The organism is Aeromonas sp. R6-2 (assembly GCF_040908155.1).
GTDB classification, from domain to species: Bacteria; Pseudomonadota; Gammaproteobacteria; order Enterobacterales; family Aeromonadaceae; genus Aeromonas; species Aeromonas schubertii.
On sequence record NZ_JBFODE010000038.1, the window covers coordinates 36635 to 62136 of the forward strand.

Annotated in this window: 27 protein-coding genes; 13 read left to right on the top strand and 14 right to left on the bottom strand. The window is 58.0% G+C overall.

Translation table 11 applies throughout. The features are described 5' to 3' along the window. Nucleotides 1-80: 80 nt before the first annotated feature. The 4 genes from AB5Y48_RS09950 to minC form a co-directional block, all read right to left on the bottom strand. Nucleotides 81-515 carry a YccF domain-containing protein gene (locus AB5Y48_RS09950; protein WP_050667631.1) on the bottom strand — a complete coding sequence of 145 codons (435 nt, stop codon included), beginning with the start codon at nt 513-515 and terminating at the stop codon, nt 81-83. A 155-nt stretch (nt 516-670) separates the two neighbouring features. Further along, nucleotides 671-934 carry a cell division topological specificity factor MinE gene (gene minE, locus AB5Y48_RS09955; protein WP_050667632.1) on the bottom strand — a complete coding sequence of 88 codons (264 nt, stop codon included), beginning with the start codon at nt 932-934 and terminating at the stop codon, nt 671-673. A 2-nt stretch (nt 935-936) separates the two neighbouring features. Continuing rightward, on the bottom strand, nt 937-1749 hold the full coding sequence (gene minD, locus AB5Y48_RS09960) for a septum site-determining protein MinD (RefSeq protein ID WP_050667633.1): 813 nt from the start codon (nt 1747-1749) through the stop codon (nt 937-939). An 18-nt stretch (nt 1750-1767) separates the two neighbouring features. Further along, nucleotides 1768-2457, bottom strand: coding sequence for a septum site-determining protein MinC (gene minC / locus AB5Y48_RS09965; RefSeq protein ID WP_224160684.1), 690 nt, complete (start codon nt 2455-2457; stop codon nt 1768-1770). A 105-nt stretch (nt 2458-2562) separates the two neighbouring features. Between minC and AB5Y48_RS09970 the strand changes: the two genes are divergently transcribed. Both AB5Y48_RS09970 and AB5Y48_RS09975 read left to right on the top strand, forming a co-directional pair. After that, nucleotides 2563-2850: a YcgL domain-containing protein gene (locus AB5Y48_RS09970; RefSeq protein ID WP_060586871.1), complete on the top strand. Its 288-nt coding sequence runs from the start codon at nt 2563-2565 to the stop codon at nt 2848-2850. A 75-nt stretch (nt 2851-2925) separates the two neighbouring features. Then, a complete protein-coding gene (locus tag AB5Y48_RS09975) occupies nt 2926-3360 on the top strand; it encodes a YcgN family cysteine cluster protein (protein WP_368164306.1) in 435 nt (144 codons plus the stop codon). Between the two features lie 52 nt (nt 3361-3412). Here the strand turns inward: AB5Y48_RS09975 and dsbB are convergent, their stop codons facing one another. Both dsbB and nhaB read right to left on the bottom strand, forming a co-directional pair. Next, nucleotides 3413-3934 carry a disulfide bond formation protein DsbB gene (dsbB, locus tag AB5Y48_RS09980; protein WP_050667636.1) on the bottom strand — a complete coding sequence of 174 codons (522 nt, stop codon included), beginning with the start codon at nt 3932-3934 and terminating at the stop codon, nt 3413-3415. A gap of 81 nt (nt 3935-4015) precedes the next feature. Then, the gene (gene nhaB, locus AB5Y48_RS09985) at nt 4016-5596 is read right to left on the bottom strand and encodes a sodium/proton antiporter NhaB (RefSeq protein ID WP_050667637.1); all 1581 of its coding nucleotides are present in this window, start codon (nt 5594-5596) and stop codon (nt 4016-4018) included. A 286-nt stretch (nt 5597-5882) separates the two neighbouring features. On the opposite strand from nhaB, the gene fadR reads away from it, so the two are divergent. Further along, nucleotides 5883-6596: a fatty acid metabolism transcriptional regulator FadR gene (fadR, locus tag AB5Y48_RS09990; protein WP_050667638.1), complete on the top strand. Its 714-nt coding sequence runs from the start codon at nt 5883-5885 to the stop codon at nt 6594-6596. 49 nt (nt 6597-6645) lie between these two features. Here the strand turns inward: fadR and AB5Y48_RS09995 are convergent, their stop codons facing one another. Genes AB5Y48_RS09995 through AB5Y48_RS10005 form a run of 3 tightly spaced genes read right to left on the bottom strand, consistent with a single transcriptional unit; the run spans nt 6646 to nt 11394 of the window. After that, nucleotides 6646-8166: a SpoVR family protein gene (locus AB5Y48_RS09995; RefSeq protein WP_050667639.1), complete on the bottom strand. Its 1521-nt coding sequence runs from the start codon at nt 8164-8166 to the stop codon at nt 6646-6648. Nucleotides 8167-8177: 11 nt separating this feature from the next. Further along, nucleotides 8178-9449: a YeaH/YhbH family protein gene (locus tag AB5Y48_RS10000; protein WP_136613270.1), complete on the bottom strand. Its 1272-nt coding sequence runs from the start codon at nt 9447-9449 to the stop codon at nt 8178-8180. Nucleotides 9450-9471: 22 nt separating this feature from the next. Further along, a complete protein-coding gene (locus tag AB5Y48_RS10005; RefSeq protein ID WP_224163381.1) occupies nt 9472-11394 on the bottom strand; it encodes a PrkA family serine protein kinase in 1923 nt (640 codons plus the stop codon). A 556-nt stretch (nt 11395-11950) separates the two neighbouring features. Between AB5Y48_RS10005 and AB5Y48_RS10010 the strand changes: the two genes are divergently transcribed. From AB5Y48_RS10010 to rplT, 6 genes are all read left to right on the top strand, one after another. Beyond that, entirely contained in the window at nt 11951-12520 is a 570-nt protein-coding gene (locus AB5Y48_RS10010) for a tetratricopeptide repeat protein (RefSeq protein ID WP_050667642.1), read from the top strand. Nucleotides 12521-12586: 66 nt separating this feature from the next. After that, nucleotides 12587-12775, top strand: a complete 189-nt coding sequence (locus AB5Y48_RS10015) for a hypothetical protein (RefSeq protein ID WP_060586866.1) — start codon at nt 12587-12589, stop codon at nt 12773-12775. 222 nt (nt 12776-12997) lie between these two features. Next, nucleotides 12998-14926: a threonine--tRNA ligase gene (gene thrS / locus AB5Y48_RS10020; protein WP_368164307.1), complete on the top strand. Its 1929-nt coding sequence runs from the start codon at nt 12998-13000 to the stop codon at nt 14924-14926. 21 nt (nt 14927-14947) lie between these two features. Continuing rightward, nucleotides 14948-15475: a translation initiation factor IF-3 gene (infC, locus tag AB5Y48_RS10025; protein WP_263434471.1), complete on the top strand. Its 528-nt coding sequence runs from the start codon at nt 14948-14950 to the stop codon at nt 15473-15475. Between the two features lie 87 nt (nt 15476-15562). Further along, the gene (gene rpmI, locus AB5Y48_RS10030) at nt 15563-15760 is read left to right on the top strand and encodes a 50S ribosomal protein L35 (RefSeq protein ID WP_005355413.1); all 198 of its coding nucleotides are present in this window, start codon (nt 15563-15565) and stop codon (nt 15758-15760) included. Between the two features lie 16 nt (nt 15761-15776). Then, nucleotides 15777-16133: a 50S ribosomal protein L20 gene (gene rplT / locus AB5Y48_RS10035; protein ID WP_005355412.1), complete on the top strand. Its 357-nt coding sequence runs from the start codon at nt 15777-15779 to the stop codon at nt 16131-16133. A 120-nt stretch (nt 16134-16253) separates the two neighbouring features. Here rplT and AB5Y48_RS10040 read toward each other — a convergent pair whose 3' ends face one another. The 5 genes from AB5Y48_RS10040 to AB5Y48_RS10060 all read right to left on the bottom strand — a co-directional run bounded on the left by AB5Y48_RS10040 (nt 16254) and on the right by AB5Y48_RS10060 (nt 22464). Further along, complete coding sequence (locus AB5Y48_RS10040) at nt 16254-17846, bottom strand: ABC-F family ATPase (protein WP_050667645.1); 1593 nt, start codon at nt 17844-17846, stop codon at nt 16254-16256. 141 nt (nt 17847-17987) lie between these two features. Then, nucleotides 17988-19643, bottom strand: a complete 1656-nt coding sequence (locus tag AB5Y48_RS10045) for a cation acetate symporter (protein WP_368164308.1) — start codon at nt 19641-19643, stop codon at nt 17988-17990. Next, nucleotides 19640-19951 carry a DUF485 domain-containing protein gene (locus AB5Y48_RS10050; protein ID WP_060586861.1) on the bottom strand — a complete coding sequence of 104 codons (312 nt, stop codon included), beginning with the start codon at nt 19949-19951 and terminating at the stop codon, nt 19640-19642. The genes AB5Y48_RS10045 and AB5Y48_RS10050 overlap by 4 nt, the downstream gene beginning before the upstream one ends. 87 nt (nt 19952-20038) lie before the next feature. After that, a complete protein-coding gene (locus AB5Y48_RS10055; protein WP_368164309.1) occupies nt 20039-20665 on the bottom strand; it encodes a 3'-5' exonuclease in 627 nt (208 codons plus the stop codon). Further along, the gene (locus AB5Y48_RS10060; protein WP_368164310.1) at nt 20665-22464 is read right to left on the bottom strand and encodes a putative nucleotidyltransferase substrate binding domain-containing protein; all 1800 of its coding nucleotides are present in this window, start codon (nt 22462-22464) and stop codon (nt 20665-20667) included. Before AB5Y48_RS10060 ends, AB5Y48_RS10055 begins: the two co-directional genes overlap by 1 nt. Before the next feature lie 141 nt (nt 22465-22605). Here AB5Y48_RS10060 and AB5Y48_RS10065 point away from each other — a divergent pair, with 141 nt between their 5' ends. The 4 genes from AB5Y48_RS10065 to AB5Y48_RS10080 all read left to right on the top strand — a co-directional run bounded on the left by AB5Y48_RS10065 (nt 22606) and on the right by AB5Y48_RS10080 (nt 25461). After that, nucleotides 22606-23412 (top strand): crotonase/enoyl-CoA hydratase family protein, encoded by an 807-nt coding sequence (locus tag AB5Y48_RS10065; RefSeq protein ID WP_060586858.1) that lies wholly within the window; start codon nt 22606-22608, stop codon nt 23410-23412. A 355-nt stretch (nt 23413-23767) separates the two neighbouring features. Next, entirely contained in the window at nt 23768-24328 is a 561-nt protein-coding gene (locus AB5Y48_RS10070; RefSeq protein WP_368164311.1) for a type VI secretion system PAAR protein, read from the top strand. A 6-nt stretch (nt 24329-24334) separates the two neighbouring features. After that, a complete protein-coding gene (locus AB5Y48_RS10075; RefSeq protein WP_368164312.1) occupies nt 24335-25114 on the top strand; it encodes a hypothetical protein in 780 nt (259 codons plus the stop codon). Then, complete coding sequence (locus AB5Y48_RS10080; RefSeq protein ID WP_368164313.1) at nt 25099-25461, top strand: hypothetical protein; 363 nt, start codon at nt 25099-25101, stop codon at nt 25459-25461. The genes AB5Y48_RS10075 and AB5Y48_RS10080 overlap by 16 nt, the downstream gene beginning before the upstream one ends. Nucleotides 25462-25502 lie beyond the last annotated feature (41 nt).

A 25502-nucleotide genomic window follows, 5' to 3' on the forward strand; every position in this document is an offset into this window, starting at 1 on the left:
GTTAACGAGCCAGTGGTCAGGGTATACCCATCAGTGGATACCAGAAAAGAGAGAGGGCAGGTTAAACCTGCCCTCCGGTATCAGCGAATGTATTGGCCGGTCTCGGCCTCGTGTTTGGTGACCACCGTCTGGCCGATGGGGGCCAGGCTGGCCACCGCCAGCTTGAGGTGCTGGATGCCAAACGGGATGCCGATGATGGTGATAAAGCAGGCCAGGGCCGAGGTGATGTGGCCGATGGCGAGCCAGACGCCGATCAGCACAAACCAGAGGATGTTGCCGATCAGCCCCAGGGTGCCGGTGCCGATGTCGTCGCGACCCGTGATGAAGCGGCGATTGATGGTGGTCTTGCCAAAGGGGAAGAAGGTGAAGGTGCCAATCATGAAGCAGGCGCGCCCCCACGGAATGCCGACCAGAGAGATGAAGCAGAGCAACCCGGCCAACCACCAGGCAAGCCCCATCAGGACACCGCCCAGCAGGAACCACAGCAGGTTGAACAGAAAACGCAGGACACTCATGGATTGCTCCTCAGATAAATGGTGCTACACCATACCACTCCCCGCCCAGCAGGCAATCAAAAGCGTGCGAGAGGCGACATGGACTGCCAGATAAAGGATGACCGGAGGCGAGGCTCCGGTCATGGGGGGGAGATCAGGACCATGATGAGGCGTGGTTACTTCTTGTCGTCCGAGAAGGTGATGTTGAGCTCGAGCACCGAGAGCTCATCGCTCTTCTTGTCGAGTTGCACCGAGACCCGGTCCGGATCGATGGCGACATATTTGCGGATCACGTCCAGAATGTCCTGCTTGAGTTGGGGCAGGTAATCCGGCCCCCCTCTGCTGGTGCGCTCGTGGGCGACGATGATCTGCAGACGCTCCTTGGCCAGCTGTGCGGTGTTCTGTTTCTTGTTGGAGCGGAAATAATCCAATAATGACATGCTTAACTCCCGAACAATCGGCTAAAGAAGCCTTTCTTCTCTTCCTGAAGGAACCGAAACTCCTTGCTCTCTCCCAGCAGACGGGAGACAGCGTCGTCATAGGCCATGCCGGCGTCGGACTCTTTGTCGAGAATGACCGGCTCACCGGAGTTGGAGGCGCGCAGCACCGCCTGGGACTCGGGGATCACCCCGAGCAGGGGGATGGCCAGGATCTCCTGCACATCCTGCACGCTCAGCATGTCACCACGGTTAACGCGGGTCGGGCAGTAGCGGGTCAGCAGCAGATGCTCCTTGATGGGATCTTCGCCACGCTCGGCACGACGAGACTTGGAGGCCAGGATGCCGAGGATACGGTCGGAGTCACGCACCGAGGAGACCTCGGGGTTGGTGGTGACGATCGCCTCGTCGGCGAAGTAGAGCGCCATCAGGGCGCCGGCTTCGATACCGGCCGGTGAGTCGCAGACGATATAGTCAAACCCCATCTCGTGGAGCTGGTTCAATACCTTCTCGACACCCTCCTTGGTCAGGGCATCCTTGTCACGGGTCTGGGAGGCCGGCAGGATGGAGAGATTCTCGACCCGCTTGTCCTTGATAAGCGCCTGATTGAGGTTGGCCTCACCGTTGATGACGTTGACGAAGTCATAGACCACACGGCGCTCGCAGCCCATGATGAGGTCGAGATTACGAAGACCAATATCGAAATCGATGACGACGGTCTTATGACCACGCTGTGCCAGACCGGTACTGAGCGCCGCACTGGTGGTGGTTTTGCCGACGCCGCCCTTACCTGACGTTACGACTATGATTCGCGCCATTATCGCTTCCTTGTAGCTCTATTTGATGCTGTCTATACGAAGTTGTTCTTTATCGAGGCGGACGTGGACCGGCCTCTGAATCAAGCCTGCCGGCAGGGCGTCACTGAGCTGGAAAGTTCCAGCGATAGAGAGCAGCTCTGCCGCCAGTTGCTGGCAATAGATGCGGGCCTGGGTATTACCCCGTGCGCCGGCGATGGCGCGGCCACGCAAGGTGCCATAAATATGGATGCTGTCATCGGCGATGACCTCTGCCCCCGGGCTGACCGAGCCCAAAACCACCAGAGAGGTCCCTGCCGCATAGATCTGCTGCCCCGAACGAACCGGTCCCACATGCACACGAGTCGGGATCACGGTCGGCGGCTCGGGCTTGGGGGCGACGGGAGCCACCGGATCCGGTCGTTTCTTGCCCGAACTCATGACGGCAATGCCGGCCGCCTTGGCGGCAGTCTTCATCGCCTCGCTGCGCGCCCCAGTGATACCGACGAGAATAAACTCTTCGGACTCTACCAAATCCTTGAGCGCCTCGAAATCGGGCACTGCATCGAGCATCTCGACGTTGAGTACCAGAGGAGCGCAGTTGAAGAAATGGGGGGCCTGGGCCACCTTGCTCTCGAGCAAGGAACGGATCTTGTCCGGGTTGGCATCGGTGATGTGAAGAACCGAGAGGGTAAAAGTAGCGCCTTTTATTTCATTATCCCGTTCGACCATGAATCATCCCCGATCCGCAAGGCAATCCGTTATTGTTATTGACATTCCGATGGTATAGTTTGCCCCCACAAGAGGCAATCAATCGCACGGATTATATCAAGTTACATGTTGTGTGCAGTCTATAAAAGTCGCAAAAAAGCCGACACATATCTCTTTATCGAGCGTCGTGATGATTTTTCCCGGGTACCGGATGCGCTCAGAAGCACCTTTGGCCCGCCGCAACTGGTGATGATGACCAAGCTCGACCCGGCCAAGCCCCTGAGTATCTCCAATGTGGAGAAGGTGATGGCGGCGCTGGTTGCACAGGGGTTCTATCTGCAGCTTCCTCCTCCCCAGGAGAACCTGCTCGCACAGCATAAGGCCTCGCTCAAGGGGGCAACACCGCAGCCATGAACAGGGGCTGTGCCTTGATTTTATCCCCGGCTGCCGGTATAACCCTGCCGCTTTGGTTGTGAGTGAGACAAGATGATGCAAACCCCGTTTTGGCAGGTGAAACGCCTCGATGAGATGAGTCCCGGCGAGTGGGAGTCGCTTTGCGACGGCTGCGGCAAGTGTTGTCTCAACAAGCTCATCGACGAAGAGACCGATGAGCTGGTGTTCACCAACGTCGCCTGTAATCTGCTCAATACCAAGAGCTGCCAGTGTTCCGACTATGCCAACCGCTTCACCCGTGAACCCGATTGTCTGCAGATCACTGCCGACAAGATCGACGAGTATCACTGGCTTCCCTCAACCTGCGCCTATCGTCTGTTGGCCGAGGAGGCACAACTCCCCGAGTGGCACCCTCTGCTGACCGGCAGTGCCTCTGCCATGCACAGGGCCGGCCAATCGGTGCGCGGCAAGGTGGTACACGAAGCCTTCGCCGGTGACTGGGAAGATCACATCATCTTCTGGGCCAGCTAAGCTTGCCCCATATAAAAAACGGAGCCACTAGCTCCGTTTTTTATTGTCCGATTCACTGACAGCAGCGTCCTTTGGCCAGGTTGCCCACCGCCACCACGATGAAGACCAGCAGGTAGGCGGCGAAGATGCCGACCAGCCACTGAGGCATGGAGAGGGTCAGAAACTGCCAGGTGATCTCGGAACAATCCCCGCTCGGCATAAAGAGCCAGGGGATCCACTGATCCAGCGGCATCCAGCTCGGGAAGTCTGCATAGGGGCTGCAGACGTTGAAAGGGGAGGGATTGACCTGGTAATCCACGTGGCGCAAGGCCAACTGCAGACCGTGGAAGGCGCTGTATCCCCACAACACCATGGCGCTCCAGCGCAGCCACAGGCGCTCTGGGTTCAGGGTACCGAGCAGGCCTGCCGCGACGATACCCAGGACGGCAATACGCTCATAGATGCACATGACGCAAGGGTGCAGCCCGAGCACATGCTGAAAGAAGAGTGCGCAGAGCTCAAGAGAGAGCGCCGTGCCGGCCAAGAGGGCCCAGGGCCAGCGTTTGGCCGCCAGCGTGCGTAAGAATTCAACCATAAGAACCGCCTGAATGGGAGTCGAGGGGGCATTAGAGCAGAGCAGAAAGGGAAAGAAAAGGGGCCCAGGGCCCCTTGCATATCAGTGTCCGGTTGCGGCGCCGACGGCGCTGGCGGCATGGTGAGTGAGCCAGCCCCAGTCATAAAATTGCTGGGTCATACCCGGCAGCACCCACTCGATGCAGAGGAAACCGACCCCCGCCAGCACGAGTGTATAGGGGAGGGCCATCCAGACCATGCGACCATAAGAGAGGCGCAGCAGCGGGGCCAGGGTCGAGGTGAGCAGGAAGAGGAAGGCGGCCTGTCCATTCGGGGTCGCCACCGACGGCAGGTTGGTCCCTGTGTTGATGGCCACCGCCAGCAGGTCGAAGTGATCCCGGGTGATGGCCTTATTCAACAGGGCGGTTTTAACCTCATTGATATAGACAGTACCGACGAAGACGTTGTCACTGACCATGGAGAGAACCCCGTTGGCCAGGTAGAAAAGCGCCAACTGATTCTCGGGTTTGGCGGCCAGCACCAGCTCTATCACAGGACGGAACAGCTGCTGATCGATGATCACGGCCACGACGGAGAAGAACACGGCCAGCAGGGCGGTGAAGGGGAGGGCCTCCTGGAACGCCTTGCCGATGGCGTGCTCATCGGTGACGCCGGTCAGTGAGGTGGCCAGCACGATGACGGAGAGACCGATCAGGCCGACGGCCGCCAGATGCAGCGCCAGGCCGATGACCAGCCAGACGGCGATAAGGGACTGGGCCAGCAGCTTGAGCTGATCGTGGCGGGTACGGCGGGCATCTTCATGGGCGTCGTAGTCGAGCATGATTTGACGCACGCGTTCGGGCAGTTTGGCGCCATAGCCGAACCAGCCCATCTTCTCGACCAGCAGGCAGGTGAGCAGGCCGAAGATGAAGACAGGGACGCTTACCGGTGCCATGCGAACGGCAAACTCGGCAAACTGCCAGCCGGCCTGTTCACCGATGATGAGGTTCTGGGGTTCACCGACCAGAGTGCAGACGCCGCCCAATGCCGTGCCGATGGCTGCGTGCATCATCAGGCTGCGCAGGAAGGCGCGAAACCCTTCGAGGTCGTCGTGGCTTATCTCGTTGAGGGCGCTGTCATCCTGATGATCGTGCTCGTGATGAAACCCCTTGCCAGAGGCTACCTTGTGGTAGATGGCGTAGAAGCCGGTGGCGACGCTGATCACCACGGCGATGACGGTCAGGGCATCGAGGAAGGCGGACAGAAAGGCGGCCACCAGGCAGAAGGCCATGGAGAGGGCGCTCTTGGAGCGGATGCGGATGAGCAGCTTGGTAAAGACATAGAGCAGCAGGTTCTTCATGAAGTAGATGCCTGCGACCATGAACACCAGCAGCAGCAAGACCTCCATGTTGGCGGCCAGCTCATGCTTGACCTGGGAGGGAGTCGTCATGCCGATGGCGACTGCCTCGATGGCGAGCAGCCCCCCGGGTTGCAAGGGGTAGCACTTGAGCGCCATGGCCAGGGTGAAGATAAACTCCACCACCAACAGCCAGCCGGCGATGAAGGGATCGATGTAGAAGACGACCGGGTTAATAATGAGGAAGGTCAGGATGGCGGCCTTGTACCAGTTAGGCGCATGCCCCAAGAAGTTTTGTGCCAGGGCACGTCCGAAGCTTACCTGCATAGTGTTCTCTCTGGTTGGAAAACGTCCGTTTTACTACCCGTATGCACCATGCAGTACGGGACAGGGGGGTGATAGTTTCTTAGTTTGACTCAGTTCCCCATGATATTAATCAATAATTTGCCGGATGACATTTAGACTAACGTTTGCCTTGGGAATCATTTGACGATTTAGCCACGAAAAAAGTGATAAAGGGGTGCCCAGAGGACTGACCTTTTGTTTGCCATGGTCGCTGCCTTTGCTATCATTCGTGGGCCTTTAACATTGTCATCACTTGTAGAGCCCGTTCATGGTCATAAAAGCGCAGAGCCCGGCTGGGTTTGCCGAAGAGTACATCATCGAATCCATCTGGAATAATCGCTTTCCTCCCGGGTCTATCCTCCCTGCCGAGCGGGAGCTCTCCGAGCTCATCGGGGTGACTCGTACCACCCTGCGCGAGGTGCTGCAGCGTCTTGCCCGTGATGGCTGGCTGACTATACAGCATGGCAAGCCCACCAAGGTGAACAACTTCTGGGAGACCTCGGGCCTCAATATCCTCGAGACGCTGGCGCGCCTGGATCAGGACAAGGTTCCCGATCTGGTGGCCCAACTGCTCTCTGCCCGTACCAACATCAGCACCATCTTCATTCGGGGCGCCGTGCGCAACAATCCGGAGCGCGCCGCAGAGATCCTGCGCTCATTCGCCGATGTGGAAGACAGTGCCGAAGCCTATGCCGACTTCGATTACCGTCTGCTGCACCAGCTCTCCTTTGCCTCGGGCAATCCCATCTATGCCCTGATCCTCAACGGTTTCAAGGGCTTGTATGCCAGAGTCGGTCGTTACTACTTCTCCGACAAGCAGGCCCGTCAGACGGCAGCAGATTACTACCAGGCCCTGCAGAAGCTGGCGGAAAACAAGGACTATGAATCTGTTTTCCAGGCTGTGCGCCTCTACGGTGTGGAGTCTGGCAAGCACTGGGCAAGGTTGCGTGAACACATGCCCAGTAACTTCTGCGATCATTGAGGATTGCCCGATAGAAGAAGCGCGCCAACCGGCGCGCTTTTTGTTGGTCTCAACTGCTCTTTTTGTCGGGGCAGCGGGAGATGATCTCGGGACTGAGCTCGCCGTTATCCTGCTCCAGTATCACATCGAAACCCCACAGCTGATGCAGATGACGCATCACCTCATGGCGTGAATCCCCGAGAGGGATACGGTTGTGGGGCACATAGCGCAGGGTGAGGGAGCGATCACCCTTCACCGCCACGTTGTAGACCTGGATGTTGGGCTCGAGGTTACTCAGGTTGTACTGGGCCGACAGTATGCTTCGTAGCTTGCGGTAGCCCTCTTCGTTATGGATGGCCGAGACCTTCAGATAGTTCTTCATGTCGTCGTCATCGATGGAGAAGAGCTTGAGATCACGCATCACCTTGGGGCTCAGAAACTGGCTGATGAAGCTCTCGTCCTTGAAGTTCTGCATCGCGAAATGCAGGGTGTCGACCCAATTGGTGCCGGCATAGTCGGGGAACCAGTATCTGTCCTCCTCGGTCGGGTGCTCACAAATTCGCCGCAAGTCAGTGAACATGGCAAATCCCAGGGCATAGGGATTAATCCCCGAGTAGTAGCGGCTGTTATAGGGGGGTTGATAGATGACATTGGTGTGGCTGTGCAGCACCTCCATCATGAAGCGATCGCTCAGCTTTCCCTCATCGTAGAGGTGGTTGAGGATGGTGTAGTGCCAAAAGGTCGCCCACCCCTCATTCATTACCTGAGTCTGCTTCTGGGGATAGAAGTACTGGCTTATCTTGCGCACGATGCGCACCACCTCACGCTGCCAGGGCTCGAGCAGGGGGGCATTCTTCTCGATGAAATAGAGGATGTTCTCCTGAGGCTCGGGCGGGTAGCGCCGCTCGGCGGCCCCCTCGCTGCGTGCCTGCTTGGGCAGGGTACGCCACAACTCGTTGACCTGGGTCTGCAGATAGTCTTCACGGGCTTTCTGGCGCCGTTTCTCTTCGGCCAGGGAGAGCTTTTGTGGCCGTTTATAGCGATCGACCCCGAAGTTCATCAGGGCATGACAGGCGTCGAGCAGGCTCTCGACGGCCTCGATACCGTGTTTCTCCTCACATTCGCTGATGTATTTCTTGGCAAACAGCAGGTAGTCGATGATGGACGAGGCATCGGTCCAGGTCTTGAACAGGTAGTTGTTCTTGAAAAAGGAGTTGTGTCCATAGCAGGCGTGGGCCATGACCAGGGCCTGCATCGGCATGGTGTTCTCCTCCATCAGGTAGGCGATGCAGGGATCGGAGTTGATGACGATCTCGTAGGCCAGCCCCATCTGACCACGCTTGTAGTTACGCTCGGTCTGGATGAAGTGCTTGCCATAAGACCAGTGATGGTAGCCAATCGGCATGCCAACGCTGGAGTAGGCATCCATCATCTGCTCGGCGGTGATCACCTCGATCTGGTTGGGGTAGGTGTCCAGCCTGTAGTGAGCGGCAACCCGGGCGATCTCCTTGTGGTAGATCTCCAGCAGATCGAAGTTCCAGTCCGGCCCGTCATCGAGCGGGGTATGTCTCTTGATGGCAGTCTCACTCATAACGCATCCCCTCAGGCGGCTTGTTTCTTGAACAGCTCCCGGAATACCGGGTAGATATCCTCCAGCTTGCGGATATGCTCCATGGCAAAGTTGGGGAACTGGCTGGCCACCGATTCGTACTCGTGCCACAGAGTCTGGTGGGCTCGCGTGGTGATCTCGATATAGGAGTAGTAACGAACCCTCGGCATGATCTCCTTGATGAGCAGCTCTTTGCACAGGGGAGAGTCATCGGCCCAGTTATCGCCATCTGAAGCCTGAGCGGCGTAGATGTTCCACTGGCTGGCCGGATAACGTTCGCTGACGATCTCGCTCATCATCTTGAGGGCGCTCGAGACGATGGTGCCGCCGGTCTCCTGGGAGTAGAAGAACTCGTGCTCGTCCACCTCCTTGGCCTGGGTATGGTGGCGGATATAGACCACCTCTACGTTCTTGTAGGTGCGGGTCAGGAAGAGGTAGAGCAGGATATAGAAGCGCTTGGCCATATCCTTGGTGGCCTGATCCATGGAGCCCGAGACGTCCATCAGGCAGAACATCACCGCCTGGCTGGAGGGAACCGGCCGTTTCACGAAGTTGTTGAACTTCAGATCGAAGGTGTCGATAAAGGGCACGGCCTCAATCTTCTTGCGCAGCTCCCGGATCTCCCGCTCAATCTGGGCTATCTCGGCATGGTGTTCGTTGGGATCTTGCATCAAGAGGGCGAGTCGCTCCTCCAGCTCGCGTACTTTACGTTTCTTGCCCGCCTGCAGGGCGACCCGCCGTGCCAGGGAGTTTTGCAGGGAGCGCACCACATTGATGTTGGTCGGCACCCCGTTTGAGGTGTAGCCGGCTCGATAGGTTTTCACCTCCATCAATTGGTTAAGCTGGGTTTTCTGCAAATTGGGCAGCTCGAGATCCTCGAACAGCAGATCGAGGTACTCATCCTTGGAGATCTGGAACACGAAGTCATCGGCCCCCTCTCCCTGATTGGAGGCCTGGCCCTCACCGCTGCCGCCGCCACTGCCGCCTCCTTGCGGGCGATCTATCTTGTCCCCGGCCACAAACTGATCGTTGCCGGGGTGCACCATCTCCCGTTTACCACCGCGCCCCTGATGAAAATGGGGCTCGGTGATGTCACGGGTCGGTATGCTGATGCTCTCGCCCTTGTCCACATCCTGAATGCTGCGTTTTGCCACAGCATCGGAGACCGCTTGTTTTATCTGTTTTTTGTAACGGCGGATGAAGCGCTGCCGGTTGACAGCGCTCTTGTTCTTGCCGTTCAGTCTGCGATCGATGAAATGCGCCATATTCCCCCCTTGGCCATCAGGCTCAGGATGACTTACGCACCCTCAAGTACCACTCAGAGAGCAGGCGCACCTGTTTGCGGGTATACCCTTTCTCCATCATCCGCGCGACGAAGTTGTCGTGTTTCTTCTGCTCTTCGGCCGAGGTCTTGCTGTTAAACGAGATGACCGGTAACAGCTCCTCGGTATTGGAGAACATCTTCTTCTCGATCACGGTGCGCAGCTTCTCGTAACTGGTCCAGGTCGGGTTGCGGCCGGCATTGTTGGCACGAGCCCGCAGCACAAAGTTGACGATCTCGTTACGAAAATCCTTCGGATTGCTGATCCCGGCCGGTTTCTCGATCTTCTCCAACTCGCTGTTGAGCGCGGAGCGGTCAAACAGCTGGCCGGTCTCGGGATCGCGGTACTCCTGATCCTGGATCCAGAAGTCGGCGTAGGTGACATAACGGTCGAAGATGTTCTGCCCATATTCAGAGTAGGACTCCAGATAGGCGGTCTGGATCTCCTTGCCAATAAACTCCACATAGCGGGGGATAAGATATCCCTTGATGAACTCCAGATAGCGGTCATGCAGCTCTTGGGGGAACTGCTCGCGCTCTATCTGTTGCTCGAGCACATAGAAGAGATGCACCGGGTTGGCGGCCACCTCCGAGTGGTCGAAGTTGAACACCCGGGAGAGGATCTTGAACGCGAAGCGGGTCGAGAGGCCATTCATCCCCTCGTCGACGCCGGCGTAGTCGCGATACTCCTGGTGGCTCTTGGCCTTGGGGTCCGTATCTTTGAGGCTCTCACCGTCATAGACCCGCATCTTGGAGTAGAGGCTGGAGTTCTCGGGCTCCTTGAGGCGAGAGAGGACAGAGAACTGGCCGAGCAGCTCCAGGGTGCCCGGGGCACACTTGGCCTCGGTCAACTGGCTGTTTTGCAGCAACTTCTCGTAGATCTTCACCTCTTCCGAGACGCGCAGGCAGTAAGGCACCTTGACGATGTAGACTCGATCGAGGAACGCCTCGTTGTTCTTGTTGTTCTTGAACTGCTGCCATTCCGACTCGTTGGAGTGGGCGAGGATGATCCCCTCAAACGGCAGGGCAGAGATCCCCTCGGTGCCGTTGTAGTTCCCTTCCTGAGTCGCGGTCAGCAGCGGGTGCAACACCTTGATGGGCGCCTTGAACATCTCGACAAACTCCATCATCCCCTGATTGGCCTTGCACAGGGCGCCGGAGTAGGAGTAAGCATCGGCATCATCCTGGGCGAAGTGCTCCAGCATGCGGATGTCGACCTTGCCCACCAGAGAGGAGATGTCCTGGTTGTTCTCATCACCGGGCTCGGTCTTGGCGATGGCTATCTGATCCAGAATGGAGGGATTGACCTTCTCAACCCGGAACTTGGTGATGTCGCCGCCGAATTCGTGCAGACGTTTGGCTACCCAGGGAGACATAATGGGACGCAGATAGCGACGCGGAATGCCATACTCGCGCTCGAGCAGCTCGCCGTCTTCTTCCATATCAAACAGGCAGAAGGGGTGGTCGTTGACCGGGGAGCCCTTGATGCGATAGATGGGAACTTTCTGCATCAGGGACTTGAGCTTCTCGGCCAGAGAGGACTTACCGCCCCCGACAGGACCGAGCAGATAGAGGATCTGTTTACGCTCTTCGAGTCCCTGAGCGGCATGCTTGAGGTAGGAGACGATCTGCTCGATCGCCTCTTCCATGCCGTAGAAGTCCTTGAAGGCGGGGTAACGGGATATCACCCGGTTGGAGAAGATCCGGCTCAGGCGTGGATTGGTCGAGGTATCCACCATCTCCGGCTCACCGATGGCGGCCAGCAGTCGTTCGGCGGCCGAGGCGTAGCAGTTATTATCCTGCTTGCACATATCCAGAAACTCCTGGATGGTGTACTCCTCTTCCCTGGCTTTCTCGTAGCGCTGTTGATAATGCTCGAAGATGCCCATAACCTTTTACCCCCGTAATAGATAGTCGCTTACCCTGAAAAGGCGTATCGCCGCGGCGACATGCTTCTATTAAGTTAAGCCTACTCGTTGTCTCATCGCGTATTGAAAGCAGAACAAACTCTCTTTCCTGCCCTTACCCTGATGAAGGTCCTCCCACTTTGCGGCCCGTCTCTCGATACAGGCCCTATGTTACTGACTGTTAAATTATTTTTGCCACGTTACTCAATCCTTTGTCAAAGACATAACAGATAAATCTTTTGATTGCCAAGTGACGCCACTCCTTGGGCGTTGTGACTTCGGATCAGTTTCCCGAAGTTGGAGTTAAGACTCTATTTTTTACATTGACGCAACATTGTGAGGTGGCTAGATTGAGCGGGTACCTCGCCATCAGGCTTCTCTTTTCCCATAGGACAAGCCGTGACTGCGGGTGCAAAGCTCTGTTTAAGCACGTTTCCGTTGGCTTGGCCCTCGCATCGCGAGGGCCTTATTTTTTCTTGCCCCTTATTTACTTCGTTGTTACAACCTTTGTGATGACGGTCACAAAGTGGGGCGTGCAATGAAAAGGATCCTGTTTCTGGCGCTGATCCTCGGTGCTCTCTGGCGCATTCACGATATCAGCGATTGGCAGCGTGCCCAGCAGGCCTGGCAGGAGTCGCGTTTTGTCGATGCGGTTGCAATTTGGCAACGTCTGCGCGAGCAGGGTGATCTCAGAGCCCAGGTTTTGCTCGCCCATGCCTACGAGGCCGGTGCCGGTGTCGCTCAGGATAGCCGGACGGCCATCGCCCTCTATGAGGATGCCGCCAGACGTGGCGAGGCAAGCGGCCAATATCGTCTGGCCGAGGTTTATCTGAGAGGGGAGGGAACCAGGCAGGACCTGGGGGCAGCCTATCGATGGATGGAGATTGCCGCCAAAAGTGGGGTAGTGGCGGCGCAGCTCAAGTTTGGGGTGCTCTGCCTGCTGGGGATCGAGGGCCGGCATGAATGGGAGAAGGGGAAGCGATGGCTGGTGAGGGCAGCCTCGAGTGGCAATGAATCGGCCCTGCGCGTATTACAAGAGATGGCCAAGTACGAACTCGGGGAGGGGAGCTTCTCCTTCGATGAGTTGGAACGGCTCGTCAAATCGTGATGGAGCCTTGGCAGCATTAATGCATTGCGTTATCGAGCGTGTCATTAGATTGTCAGGAGGCACATCATGGAACCCCTTCCCCATTGGCTAGAGCCCGCCGTGGCCTCTGGTGCCTTGACTCTGGAGCAGGCTCGCATCCTGCTCGTCAGCCTCTCTCCGTTGCAAGGCACATGCTGCCGGGAGTTGTCCGCCGCCGAGGCTGATGCCTCCATGCGGCTGTTTCTCTACCGTTGTCGTTGCCAAGGGATCCAGTAGGGCAGGCGCTTGGCGGCTATTTTTGTTACCCCCTTTCTATCTCATCTGTTACTATGCCCCGTCACCTGATCCGCCCTTGAGACGACGCCTGTGTGTGTCTCCTCTTGGTGCCTGTTTGCAGAGTAGAGCGAACACTCGGGTGTATTCGTGTTGTCCATTCAACAGACTTAACTCTTTGCATGTGGCCTTTGGTGTGGGTCACCACTGTATAAGGATTTCAAGATGCCAATCATTACCCTGCCCGACGGCAGCCAACGTCAATTCGCTCAACCCGTCTCCGTCATGGATGTCGCCGCCGACATCGGCCCCGGTCTTGCCAAGGCGTGTATCGCCGGTCGTATCAATGGCGAGCTGGTGGATGCCTGCGAGGTGATCGCCGAGGATGCCACCCTCTCTATTATCACCGCCAAGGACGAAGAGGGGCTGGAGATCCTGCGTCACTCCTGTGCGCACCTGCTCGGCCATGCCATCAAGCAGCTGTGGCCGCAGACCAAGATGGCCATCGGTCCTGTCATCGACAACGGTTTCTACTACGACGTGGATCTCGACCGCTCCCTGACCGACGAAGATTTGGCTGCCCTGGAAGCGCGTATGCTTGAGCTGGCATCCAAAGATTACGACGTGGTCAAGAAGAAGGTCTCCTGGCAGGAGGCCCGCGATGCCTTTGAGGCCCGCGGGGAGACCTACAAGATGGAGATCCTGGATCAGAACATCGCCCGCGATGATCGTCCGGGTCTGTACCATCACGAAGAGTACATCGACATGTGCCGTGGCCCGCACGTCCCCAACATGCGCCATTGCCACCACTTCAAGCTGCAAAAAATCGCCGGCGCCTACTGGCGTGGTGACTCCAGCAACAAGATGTTGCAACGCATCTATGGCACCGCCTGGGCCGACAAGAAGCAGCTCAAGGCTTACCTGCAGCGCCTCGAAGAGGCTGCCAAACGCGATCACCGCAAGATTGGCAAGCAGCTTGACCTGTATCATATGCAGGAAGAGGCCCCAGGGATGGTGTTCTGGCACAACGACGGCTGGACCATTTTCCGCGAGCTGGAGACCTTCATCCGCGGCAAGCTCAAGGAGTACGACTATCAGGAGGTGAAAGGCCCCTTCATGATGGATCGCGTCCTGTGGGAGCGCTCTGGCCACTGGGAGAAGTATGCCCACGCCATGTTCACTACCCAGTCCGAGAACCGCGAGTACGCCATCAAGCCGATGAACTGCCCGGGTCACGTGCAGATCTTCAACCAGGGCCTCAAGTCCTATCGCGATCTGCCCCTGCGTATGGCCGAGTTTGGCTCCTGCCACCGCAACGAGCCTTCCGGTTCCCTGCATGGCCTGATGCGTGTACGCGGCTTCACCCAGGATGACGCCCACATCTTCTGTACCGAAGAGCAGGTGATGGAAGAGGTGTCGGCCTGTATCCGCATGGTGTATGACGTCTACGGTACCTTTGGCTTCGAGAATATCGTGGTCAAGCTCTCCACTCGTCCCGAGCAGCGTATCGGTACCGACGAGATGTGGGATCGAGCCGAGGCCGCCCTGGCCGAAGCCCTGACCCAGAATGGTCTGAAGTACGATCTGCAGCCGGGTGAGGGTGCCTTCTACGGTCCGAAGATCGAGTTCACCCTGCACGACTGCCTGGACCGCGCCTGGCAGTGCGGCACCGTCCAGCTCGACTTTGCCCTGCCGGGTCGCCTCGGTGCCACCTATGTGGGTGAGGACAACGAGCGTCACGTGCCCGTGATGATCCACCGCGCCATTTTGGGCTCAATCGAGCGCTTCATCGGGATCCTGACCGAAGAGTACGCCGGCTTCTTCCCGACCTGGTTGGCACCGACTCAGGCCATTGTCATGAATATCACCGACAACCAGGCTGATTATGCGGTTCAAGTGGCCAAGGCATTGAATGATGCGGGTCTGCGTGCGAAAGCAGACTTGAGAAATGAGAAGATTGGCTTTAAAATCCGCGAGCATACTTTGAAGCGAGTGCCCTATATGCTGGTTTGCGGCGACAAAGAAGTCGAATCCGGCAAAATTGCTGTTCGCACTCGCAAGGGGGCTGACCTGGGAACCTATCCGGTTGAGGAGCTGATTGCACTGCTCACTCAGGAAGTTCAGACCCGCGGACAAAAAAGAGTGGAGGAATAAGCTATAAAAGGCGGAAAAAAACTGGGCAAGCAGCCGCAAGCCCGCGCTCATCGTATCAATACCGAAATTCGTCTCAAAGAGGTTCGTCTGACTGGTGTTGACGGAGAACCCTTGGGTATCGTCACTATCCAGGAAGCCCTGAACCTGGCCGTTGAAGCCGGGGTCGATCTGGTAGAGATCAGTCCTAACGCTGAGCCGCCCGTTTGCCGGATCATGGATTACGGCAAGTTCCTCTACGAAAAGAGCAAGACTGCCAAAGAGCAGAAGAAGAAACAAAAAGTTGTCCAGGTTAAGGAAATCAAATTCCGTCCTGGTACCGATGAAGGCGACTACCAGGTAAAACTGCGCAACCTGGTTCGCTTCCTCGAGGAAGGTGACAAGGCCAAGGTGACCTTGCGCTTCCGTGGTCGTGAAATGGCTCACCAGGATCTTGGTATCAAGGTGCTGGAGCGCGTCAAGAGCGATCTGGAAGAGCTGGCCGTGGTCGAGTCCTTCCCGAAAGTCGAAGGCCGTCAAGCTGTGATGGTCCTCGCACCCAAGAAGAAATAATCAGGCCCACAAGTGACAGGCTCGTGGGGTAACCCGCGAGCCTGTTCGCCTGACTATTTTGTTGTTACTCACAATGCGGAGTTAGAAATGCCGAAACTCAAAACCAACCGGGGCGCTGCCAAGCGCTTCAAGAAGACTGGCTCTGGTGGCTTCAAGTGCAAGCACGCCCACCTGCGTCACATCCTGACCAAGAAGAGCAGCAAGCGTAAGCGTCAGCTGGGCCCGAAGACCATGGTCTCTGCCTCTGACAAGAAACGTGTTGTTGCCTGCCTGCCGTACGCATAAGAGAGGGATGTGAGAAATGCCAAGAGTAAAACGTGGTGTGACCGCTCGTGCTCGTCACAAGAAAGTTCTGAAAGCAGCTAAAGGTTACTACGGTGCCCGTTCCCGCGTATATCGCGTAGCGATTCAAGCGGTAATCAAGGCCGGTCAGTACGCCTATCGTGACCGTCGTCAGAAGAAGCGTCAGTTCCGTCAGCTGTGGATTGCCCGTATCAACGCGGCTTCCCGTCAGAACGGCCTGTCTTACAGCCGTCTGATCGACGGTCTGAAGAAAGCTTCCATCGAGATCGATCGCAAGATCCTGGCTGATATCGCCGTTCACGACAAGGTTGCTTTCACCGCTCTGGTTGAAAAGGCAAAGGCTGCTCTGGCCTAATCGCCGGACTGTCATGCTAAAAGGAGGCCCTTGGCCTCCTTTTTTATTGTCCAAAATCAGCCCGGGATAGCCGGCAAGAAAAAGCCCTGCTAGTGCAGGGCTTTGGTATTACTGCGAGCCTTAGACGATGCCCTGACTGCGCAGGTAGTCGTCGTAGCTGCCGCTAAAGTCGCGGATGCCGTTTTCGGTCAGTTCCAGAATGCGGGTCGCGAGCGACGAGACGAATTCCCGGTCGTGGGAGACGAAGATCAGGGTGCCCTTGTACATCTCCAGTGCCAGGTTCAAGGATTCGATAGATTCCATGTCCAGGTGGTTGGTCGGCTCATCCATGATGAGGATGTTGGGGCGTTGCATGATGAGCTTGCCGAAGATCATACGGCCCTGCTCGCCACCGGAAAGCACCTTGACCGGCTTTCTGATGTCATCCTGGGAGAAGAGCAGGCGACCGAGCACAGAGCGCACGGCCTGCTCGTCATCCCCTTCCTTTTTCCACTGGGCCATCCAGTCGAACACGCTGAGGTCGGTGTCGAAGTCCTCGGCATGGTCCTGAGCGTAGTAGCCGATCTGGGCGTTTTCGGACCACTTGATGGAGCCAGTGTCGGGCGCGAACTCACCCACCAGCGTCTTGATCAGGGTCGACTTACCGATACCGTTGGTTCCCAGGATGGCAACCTTCTCGCCCACTTCCAGCAGCATACTGAGGCCCTTGAACAGGGGGCCGTCGCCGTAGCCCTTGGAGACTCCCTCCATCTCGAGGATGTTGCGGTAGAGCTGCTTGTCCTGATCGAAGCGAATGAAGGGGTTCTGGCGGCTGGATGCCTTGACCTCTTCAATCTTGATCTTGTCGATCTGCTTGAGGCGCGAGGTGGCCTGACGGGATTTGGAGGCGTTGGCGCTAAAGCGTGACACGAACGACTGCAGATCGGCGATCTGGGCCTTCTTCTTGGCGTTGTCGGCCAGCAGGCGCTCACGGGCCTGGGTGGCGGCCAGCATGTAGTCGTCGTAGTTGCCGGGGTAGACGCGCAGCTCACCGTAATCCAGATCCGCCATGTGGGTGCAGACCATGTTCAGGAAGTGACGGTCGTGGGAGATGATGATCATGGTGCAGTCACGATCGTTGAGCACCTCTTCCAGCCAGCGGATGGTGTTGATGTCCAGGTTGTTGGTCGGTTCGTCGAGCAGCAGGATATCGGGGCTGGAGAAGAGGGCCTGGGCCAGCAGCACCCGCAGTTTCCAACCGGGAGCGACGGCACTCATGGGGCCGTTGTGTTGCTCGAGGGGGATACCGGCGCCAAGCAGCAGCTCGCCGGCACGGGCTTCGGCGGTGTAGCCGTCGTACTCGGCGACCTTGCCCTCGAGCTCCGCGGCACGCATATAGTCGTCGTCGGTGGCCTCGAGGTTGGCATAGATGGCATCGCGCTCGGCGATGGCCGCCCACAACTCGGCATGGCCCATCATGACCACGTCCAGCACGCGCATCTCTTCATAGGCGAACTGGTCCTGGCGCAGCTTACCGATCCGCTCGTTGACATCCAGGCTGACGTTGCCGCCGGAGGGCTCGAGATCGCCGCCGAGGATCTTCATGAAGGTGGACTTGCCACAGCCGTTGGCACCGATGAGGCCGTAACGGTTGCCTTCGCCAAACTTGATGCTGATGTTCTCGAACAGCGGCTTGGCGCCGAACTGCATGGTGATGTTGTTGCAGGAAAGCACTTGGATGTCCCGGTTAATTGCAAAGGGGCCAGATTATGCCACAAACGGGCGCCGTTTTTTAGCCAATTTGTGAGCGACCTCCTTGCATTGTCCATAAAAAAACGCCGGCACGGAGCCGGCGTTGGCATGCGGTGGTGAAACTCAGTGGGAGGCGGCCTTGGCGGCGCCGATACCGGTCTGGGAGCGCACAAATTGCGGGAAGAACTTGGCGTGCTCCTCGGCGGCATTGCTCGACTTGTCGGTGACCGAGAAGAACCAGATCCCGGCGAAGGCAATGGCCATGGAGAACAGCGCCGGATACTCGTAGGGGAAGATAGCCTGGGCGTGGCCCAACACCTTCACCCACACGGTTGGGCCCAGCACCATCAGGGTGACGGCGGAGCCCAGCCCCAGCCAGCCGCCGTAGACGGCACCGCGGGTGGTCAGGCGTGACCAGAACATGGAGAGGAACAGCACCGGGAAGTTGCAGCTGGCGGCGATGGAGAAGGCCAGCCCCACCATGAAGGCGATGTTCTGCTTCTCAAACAGGATGCCCAGACCCATGGCGACCAGACCCAGGACGAGCGTGGTCATCTTGGAGATGCGCAGCTCATCTTGCTCGTTGGCCTTGCCCTTCATCAAGACGCTGGCATAGAGGTCGTGGGAGACGGCGGAGGCACCGGCCAGGGTCAGACCGGCCACCACGGCGAGGATGGTGGCGAAGGCGACGGCAGAGATAAAGCCGAGGAACAGGCTGCCCCCCACCGCATCGGCCAGGTGGACCGCGGCCATGTTATTGCCGCCTATCAGGGCACCGGCCGCATCCTTGAAGGTCGGGTTGGTGCTCACCAGCAGGATGGCGCCAAAGCCGATGATAAAGGTGAGGATGTAGAAGTAGCCGATGAAGCCGGTGGCGTAGAAGACCGACTTGCGGGCCTCTTTGGCATCACCCACGGTGAAAAAGCGCATCAGGATATGGGGCAGGCCGGCGGTACCGAACATCAGGGCAAGGCCGAGGGAGATGGCACTGATGGGGTCGGAGACCAGACCGCCCGGGCTCATGATGGCGGTACCGTTGGCGTGCACCTTGACCGCCTCGGAGAACAGGGCGCTGACGTCATAGTTGACCGATTTCATCACCATCAGAGCCATGAAGCTGGCACCCGAGAGCAGCAGCACCGCCTTGATGATCTGCACCCAGGTGGTGGCCAGCATGCCGCCAAACAGCACGTAGAGCACCATCAGGATGCCGACCAGCACCACGGCCACATGGTAGCTCAGGCCAAACAGGAGCTCGATAAGCTTGCCGGCGCCGACCATCTGGGCGATGAGGTAGAGGGCCACCACCACCAGAGAGCCGCTGGCGGAGAGGGTGCGCACCTCGGTCTGTTTGAGGCGGTAGGAGGCGACGTCGGCGAAGGTGTACTTGCCGAGGTTGCGAAGCCGCTCTGCAATCAGGAACAGGATGATGGGCCAGCCGACCAGAAAGCCGATGGAGTAGATGAGGCCGTCATAGCCCGAGGTGTAGACTAGGGCCGAGATGCCGAGGAAGGAGGCGGCGGACATATAGTCGCCGGCGATGGCCAGGCCATTTTGAAAGCCGGTGATGCGCCCGCCGGCGGCGTAATAGTCGGCGGCGGAGCGGTTACGCTTGGCGGCCCACCAGGTAATCATCAGGGTACCGGCCACGAAGGCGAGGAACATGACGATGGCAGCCAGATTGAGGGGCTGGCGCTGGACCTCTCCCTCGATGGCGCCGGCGGCGAACAGGGTGGGGGAGGCCAGCAGGCCCGCCAGCAGGATCAGGTGACGCTTCATTGCTGTGCTCCCTTGAGAACTTTCTGGTTCAACTCGTCGAACTCGCCGTTGGCCTTCACCACATAGATGCCGGTCAGCACAAAGGCCGACAGGATGAGGCCGATCCCGACCGGGATGCCGCGGGTGATGGTCGAGCCTTCCGAGAGGGGAGTGCCCAGCCAGGAGGGGGCGAAGGCGATAAGCAGAATGAAGGCCAGATAGAGGCCGAGCATGATGGCAGAGAGCAGCCAGGCGAAGCGCTGGCGGCGGCTCACCAGGAGCTTGAAGTGCGGATCCTGCTGGATGCGCTGGTAGAGTTGTTCATCCATTTCCCTGTTCTCCATATTGTCTGTGCACCAGTCCGGCGAACGCCGCACTTGTTATCAGAATGTGAATTCAACGGGCTGTTCCCACAATTAGACTTTGGGATAATCCGGGGCGGGGCCGAGGCGCAGGCGCAGGAAGAGCAGGGCGGCGGTGAGGGCATCATTGAGGGCGTCATGGGCCTCGAGGCGTGGCAGGTCGAGGTGCCGACAGAGCGTCGACAGGCGCAGGTCCAGGTGGCTGCCAGGCAGGTGGCGGCTGACCGCATCGTAGTAGAGTCGGCTCACCTCTGTGGTCTGGTGGGGCAGCGTCAGGCCCCAGAGCCGGTGACAGTGACGTGAGAGGATACGAAAGTCGTAGTCGATGTGATAGCCCACCAGGGGGGAGGAGCCGATAAAGGCGAGCAGCCGGCCCAGTGCCTCTTCGAGCGGGAGGCCATCGACCAGATCCTGATGGCGCAGGCCGTGGATCACGATGGAGCTCCCGTCCAGGCTGGTCGGGGGACGAATCTTCAGCGAGAGCGCCTCGCCCAGCAGCAGACGATCGCGCCGGATACGCACCGCCCCTATGGCCACTATCTCGGCCTTGGTCGGATCCAGGCTGGTGGTTTCCAGATCCAGGGCAACCCACTCGTCGACAGGGGGCGGCTCAAACAGGGGGGCGAAGGGCCCTCCTGTAAAGGTGCGTCCCAACCAGCGGCGGCGAAGGCTCATCAACATCACTGGCGCACCCGAAAGTGCAGGGCGAGCCACTGCTGAAACTTCTTGACCAGGTGCAGGCTGTGGCGCAGCAGATCCCGCTCGGCACTGGTGAGGCTCTCCACCGCCACTCTGCTCTCCCCCCGCTCGAGCTGGCTGCGCAGGCGCAGTCTCATGAGGAGGCGAAAGGCCTCACCCAGATTGCTCCCATATTCCCGGCTCAGGCGGCCGGAATCGATCAGTGCCTCTATTCGCTCGAGGGTCGAGGTCGCTGCGATCCCGGCCTCCAGGGCCAGCAGGCGGCAACCGTGGACCAGGGCGAAGAGGCCACCTCGCTTGATATCGAGCCCCTCAGGTTCGCGCTCGAGGCGGCCAAACAGGGTGAGCGGCGTATGGAAAGCCACGGCGGCGCGGGCCATCTCGGCGAGGATGTCGGTGCGCTCGGCAAGCGACTCACGCAGGTAGGTGGCGATGGGAGGCAGGAGTGCCGGGTTACCGGCCACTGGGTGGGCATCGGCCAGGGTCGAGAGCCAGAGCAGATCCCGCTCATCGGCGCGGATCAGGGCGTGGTCGATGGCCTGCTGCCACTGATGTGGCGTCTTGACCCAATCGGGGTTGGTGACCATCACATGACCCGGGCAGAGGGGGTAGCCCAGTTTCACCAGCAAGGCATTGAAGCGGGCCAGATCGGCCTCGCGATCCGGCCACGCCAGTGCTTCGGTGAGGATCAGTGCGTTGTCCTGATCGGTCTTTTGCACCTGCTCACCGCGCCCCTCGGATCCCAGCGCCAGCAAACAGAGGTGAGGGTGCAGGTGGGCAGGCAGGGTCAGCTCGAAGGCCTTGGCGATAAGCTGCTCGTTGACCGCCGACATCAGGCGCAGCAGGAAGGCGGTGTGAATGCCCTGGGCAAACAGGTTGGCGGCCAGGCGACCCTGCTCGCGGGCCACCTCCTCCAACGCCTGTTCACAGCCGGCGCGGTGGATGCGCAGGGTCAGCACATGGGAGTGGGTCGAAAAGAGGCCGAGCACCCGGCTCAGGTGGAGGGTGCCGAGGATCGTTTCTCCCCGGGTGATCACCACCCGTTTGACCCGCAGCCGGGTCATCTGGATCAGTGCATCGAAGAGGTAATCCCCCTCCGCCAGGGCGACCAAAGGCATGGGGAGCGGCGGCAGACGACCCAGTGGGCTCTCCGGGGTGAGATCCTGCAGGACCAGGGCGTGGAGCAGGGTTGTGCGGGTGGCCAGCTGCCAGGGGCCTTGCCCGTCTCGCCACAGCAGGCAGTCACTGCCAGCCTCGGCCATGGCTCGGGTTGCCTCGGCCAGGGTATGAGAAGGGGTGAGGATGAGGGGAGGCTGCAACTGATCGGCGCTGATACGGGTGAGCAGAAACTCGGAGAGATTCTGCTGACCAGGCTCGGCGTGGCGCTCGAGCCCTTGCTGGCGCTCGAGGAGAGAGCCACGAAAATAGCGCTCGAAGTGGCGGCTCTCCTCACACAGGGTGAGGAAGAGAGGGCGGGGAATGAGCAGGCAGAGGCACTCCTCCAGGGCGGTGAAGCGATGACGCACCCGCCCGTCAAATTGGGCGCGGATGTCGAACGCGTCGTCCGCCCCATAGTCGGTGAAGTGGGTATGGCCATCCGGGCTGCGCTCCTCGACGCTCCCCTTGACGATGACCAAGACGCCCTCGGGTTCGCTGTCGGGTTCCAGAAGCACCTGATGGGCTCGCACATAGATGAGTTGCAAGGCCGCTTGCAGGCGCCCTTGTTGTGCACTGGAGAGCCTGTCGAAAGGGGGGCGGCTCAAGTGAAATAGCTGGCTCATGCCGGCTCCTTTTGGGGATGAGCGCTCAGTGTGGCAGGGGGCCGGCGGGGTGGCCACTGGACTTTGGTCGAGATCTGTTCAAGGTCTTCACAAGAGATTAACATGTGGTCTGACCTGTCTGGAGCAAACAAGGAGGGTGTGATGGCCAGCGAGCGGGTAAGGTGCCGTATCGAGGAGGGGGTAGCCCGGGTGACCTTGAGTCGTCCCGACAAGCTTAACGCCCTCGACCGGCCCATGTTTGACGCGATCGCCACCGTGCTGGCGCGTCTACGGGAGGAGAAGGGGCTGCGCGCCGTCATCCTGGAGGGGGAGGGGCGGGCCTTTTGTGCCGGACTCGATGTGAAGTCCATGCTCAAGAGCCCTCTGGCGGCGGTCGAGATCCTCAAGCGGGAGGCCGATGCGGCGACCAACCTGGCCCAGGAGGTAGCCTATGGCTGGCGAGCCTTGCCGGTGCCGGTCATCGCGGTGACGCGTGGCGTCTGCTTTGGTGGCGGGTTGCAGATTGCCCTCGGCGCCGATTTTCGTTTCACCACTCCAGAGTGCCGCTTCTCGGTGATGGAGATAAAATGGGGCATCATCCCCGACATGAGTGGTGCCGCTACCCTGCGCACACTGGTCGGAGTCGATCGCGCCATGGAGTTGGCGATGACGGGCCGTGAATTTCTGGCGCCCGAGGCGAGTGAACTGGGGTTGGTGAGTCGGGTATGCGAGGATCCGGGGGCAGAGGCCGAGGCGTTTGTCCGCACCTTGCTTGCCAAGTCGCCCGATGCGCTGGCCGGGATCAAGCAGCTCTATCACAAGGCCTGGGCCCTGTCGGATGCCGAGGTGATGCAGGAGGAGACCCGGCTGCAAAAGCAGATCCTGGGGCGTCCCAATCAGTGGAAGGCGACGCTGGGGTCACTCTTTGGCCTGCGCCTGCCCTTTGGCCCCAACCGCTTGAAGGGGTGAAAAAAAACCATAAAAAATGGCAGCCGAGGCTGCCATTGATGTATTTGTAAGATGCTGTTAAATATGGATTTTATATTTCATGTGTCCACATTGTGACCACGCTTTCCAGATGTGAGCACTCTGGCAACTCTGCTAGTTCTACCCCGAGTACTACACTCATCGGTGAGTGTCTTCTCCGTTCAGTTGGGTCATGCTCTTAGGCCAACACTGTTGGTGGTGTCTGACTTGATTCGTCAGTTATTGACGGAGTTTGCCTAGGTCTGTGAGGGAATTCTAATTTCAATATCTTGCTATTGACGTGAGGCGAGATTGTTCATAAGTTAGCCCCCTCATTGGATTCACTTGGGTTTTATTGATGGGCAACGCAGCAAAGGTCGGCGACATCGGTACAGATCATGACGGCTTTCGACCGACAAAAGTGACCGCCGGTTCTCCAGATGTGTTTATAGATGGTCTGCCAGCGGCAAGAGTTGGCGATCCCCTTGAACCTCATGACAAGCCAAATAATCCACCTCATCCCAGAGAGATTGCTGCGGGTTCAAGCAGTGTTTTTGTGAATGGAAAACCACTTGCCTTCACTGGTAAAGGGATATCTTGTGGAGGCGTAATCATTGGGGGAGGCACAGTCACGGTCGGTGACTCTGGGCCAGAAGGTAGCTCATCAATTACTTCCCTGTTTCCAAGCACAAAATGGATTGGCTTCACCATGCCTGCAATGTTTGATTACGCAGGTGTTAAGTGTCTGGCTACCTTGGACGATGGTTCTGTGGTTCAAGGGCAGTTTAATCAACAGAATGAAGTGATGTTTTCGTCGATCTCGGGTGCTACGTGCGTGAAGCTAGAAGTTGAGAGCTTTGAGCGTGAACAAATTGGCCAGAGTCTAACGGAAGTTCTACTTGGTAAAATCATCGGGTAATGGTGTATGGCATACGCTCAAATAGACGGTAACTTCTCGGCAAAGCAGCAACATCCAGTTGAAGACCCGGTATTAAGCAAGGCCTTGGCCGCGTTTGAAGGGGCTGCGATTAAATTCTCTACTGATGCAATCAGTGATGCGAATGTCAGAAGCAGTTACACCTCGAACATTAAGCGGGTAGTTACCGAAGTCAAACAACTGGCTGCTGCGAAGAAAATAACTGTAAAAGAAGGCGCTGAGTTTTGCTACGAGATGCGGAACCAGATCATGGCTGAACATAGAAAGTACACTTCAGCCCAAGGGTTGGCATTGGCTGAACGTCATAAAAAAACGCCGCCCTCTTTGGATCAACTGTTTGATAAGTATGCAAAGAAGAAATTTGGTAAAGATTTTAAGAGCCTGTCAGCCCAGCAGAAAGGGGCGATTCATTACGAGATCATTGAGTCATCCGCCCGTGACAACCCTAAGTTCACTACTGCAAATCGGCGTCTCAAGATTCTTGGCAAGGTTGGAGTTATCGTAACGGCTGCATTGGCTACCCATGCAGTCTTGAATGCAGATAACAAACCTAAAGAAGCGGTAAAGCAGGGGATGCAGATAGGCGGTGGTGTTGCCGGCGGGTGGTTAGCCGGTTTAGCAGTATCTTCGGTTTGTGGTCCTGGAGCGCCTTTTTGTGCAATTGCTCTGGTTCTATTAGGTAGCATTGCAGGTGGTGTGGCGGGCTCTGCTGTCGTAGATAGTCTTGATGATGAGATAGAGGAATTTACCCGTTGGCAGATCAACTGACAGATAAAGATTTATGCGAAGCCTTATCAGATATCTTCGTTGATAACGAAGTAGACTACGAATATATCGCTTCAGTTGCCAGAAACTTTCCTCTGAAGCATGTGGAGTCTGTTTTGTTTGAATGGGTTGCACCTGTTTGTTATACGAATGCTCTTTCACCAGTTCCTCCTATCTGGTCTGGTTTTGAGAGCGAAGCTTTGTGGCGTGATATCCAAGAGCTCATAGCTAAAGAGAAGAGTGCTGGTTTGGTTAGAAAGGGAATGGCCAACATTAGGCAGCGCTACCTTAGAAAGGAGTATGCTGATGAATGGCGCAAGTTATCGGCTTTGCTGAGCCAAGAGAGATAAAATTGCGGTAGAGGTGTTGTAGGGTTAGATGTGCCTATGTG

What these genes read in the sequence shown, in the direction of transcription:
- AB5Y48_RS09970 (WP_060586871.1), top strand. Translation starts at nt 2,563, where the DNA reads ATGTTGTGTGCAGTCTATAAAAGTCGCAAAAAAGCCGACACATATCTC.
- fadR (WP_050667638.1), top strand. Translation starts at nt 5,883, where the DNA reads ATGGTCATAAAAGCGCAGAGCCCGGCTGGGTTTGCCGAAGAGTACATC.
- dsbB (WP_050667636.1), bottom strand. Translation starts at nt 3,934, where the DNA reads ATGGTTGAATTCTTACGCACGCTGGCGGCCAAACGCTGGCCCTGGGCC.
- rpmI (WP_005355413.1), top strand. Translation starts at nt 15,563, where the DNA reads ATGCCGAAACTCAAAACCAACCGGGGCGCTGCCAAGCGCTTCAAGAAG.
- AB5Y48_RS10070 (WP_368164311.1), top strand. Translation starts at nt 23,768, where the DNA reads ATGGGCAACGCAGCAAAGGTCGGCGACATCGGTACAGATCATGACGGC.
- AB5Y48_RS09950 (WP_050667631.1), bottom strand. Translation starts at nt 515, where the DNA reads ATGAGTGTCCTGCGTTTTCTGTTCAACCTGCTGTGGTTCCTGCTGGGC.
- AB5Y48_RS10060 (WP_368164310.1), bottom strand. Translation starts at nt 22,464, where the DNA reads ATGAGCCAGCTATTTCACTTGAGCCGCCCCCCTTTCGACAGGCTCTCC.
- minC (WP_224160684.1), bottom strand. Translation starts at nt 2,457, where the DNA reads ATGGTCGAACGGGATAATGAAATAAAAGGCGCTACTTTTACCCTCTCG.
- thrS (WP_368164307.1), top strand. Translation starts at nt 12,998, where the DNA reads ATGCCAATCATTACCCTGCCCGACGGCAGCCAACGTCAATTCGCTCAA.
- AB5Y48_RS10075 (WP_368164312.1), top strand. Translation starts at nt 24,335, where the DNA reads ATGGCATACGCTCAAATAGACGGTAACTTCTCGGCAAAGCAGCAACAT.
- minE (WP_050667632.1), bottom strand. Translation starts at nt 934, where the DNA reads ATGTCATTATTGGATTATTTCCGCTCCAACAAGAAACAGAACACCGCA.
- AB5Y48_RS10000 (WP_136613270.1), bottom strand. Translation starts at nt 9,449, where the DNA reads ATGGCGCATTTCATCGATCGCAGACTGAACGGCAAGAACAAGAGCGCT.
- rplT (WP_005355412.1), top strand. Translation starts at nt 15,777, where the DNA reads ATGCCAAGAGTAAAACGTGGTGTGACCGCTCGTGCTCGTCACAAGAAA.
- AB5Y48_RS10045 (WP_368164308.1), bottom strand. Translation starts at nt 19,643, where the DNA reads ATGAAGCGTCACCTGATCCTGCTGGCGGGCCTGCTGGCCTCCCCCACC.
- AB5Y48_RS09995 (WP_050667639.1), bottom strand. Translation starts at nt 8,166, where the DNA reads ATGAGTGAGACTGCCATCAAGAGACATACCCCGCTCGATGACGGGCCG.
- nhaB (WP_050667637.1), bottom strand. Translation starts at nt 5,596, where the DNA reads ATGCAGGTAAGCTTCGGACGTGCCCTGGCACAAAACTTCTTGGGGCAT.
- AB5Y48_RS10055 (WP_368164309.1), bottom strand. Translation starts at nt 20,665, where the DNA reads ATGTTGATGAGCCTTCGCCGCCGCTGGTTGGGACGCACCTTTACAGGA.
- minD (WP_050667633.1), bottom strand. Translation starts at nt 1,749, where the DNA reads ATGGCGCGAATCATAGTCGTAACGTCAGGTAAGGGCGGCGTCGGCAAA.
- AB5Y48_RS10005 (WP_224163381.1), bottom strand. Translation starts at nt 11,394, where the DNA reads ATGGGCATCTTCGAGCATTATCAACAGCGCTACGAGAAAGCCAGGGAA.
- AB5Y48_RS10010 (WP_050667642.1), top strand. Translation starts at nt 11,951, where the DNA reads ATGAAAAGGATCCTGTTTCTGGCGCTGATCCTCGGTGCTCTCTGGCGC.
- AB5Y48_RS09975 (WP_368164306.1), top strand. Translation starts at nt 2,926, where the DNA reads ATGCAAACCCCGTTTTGGCAGGTGAAACGCCTCGATGAGATGAGTCCC.
- AB5Y48_RS10050 (WP_060586861.1), bottom strand. Translation starts at nt 19,951, where the DNA reads ATGGATGAACAACTCTACCAGCGCATCCAGCAGGATCCGCACTTCAAG.
- AB5Y48_RS10065 (WP_060586858.1), top strand. Translation starts at nt 22,606, where the DNA reads ATGGCCAGCGAGCGGGTAAGGTGCCGTATCGAGGAGGGGGTAGCCCGG.
- AB5Y48_RS10015 (WP_060586866.1), top strand. Translation starts at nt 12,587, where the DNA reads ATGGAACCCCTTCCCCATTGGCTAGAGCCCGCCGTGGCCTCTGGTGCC.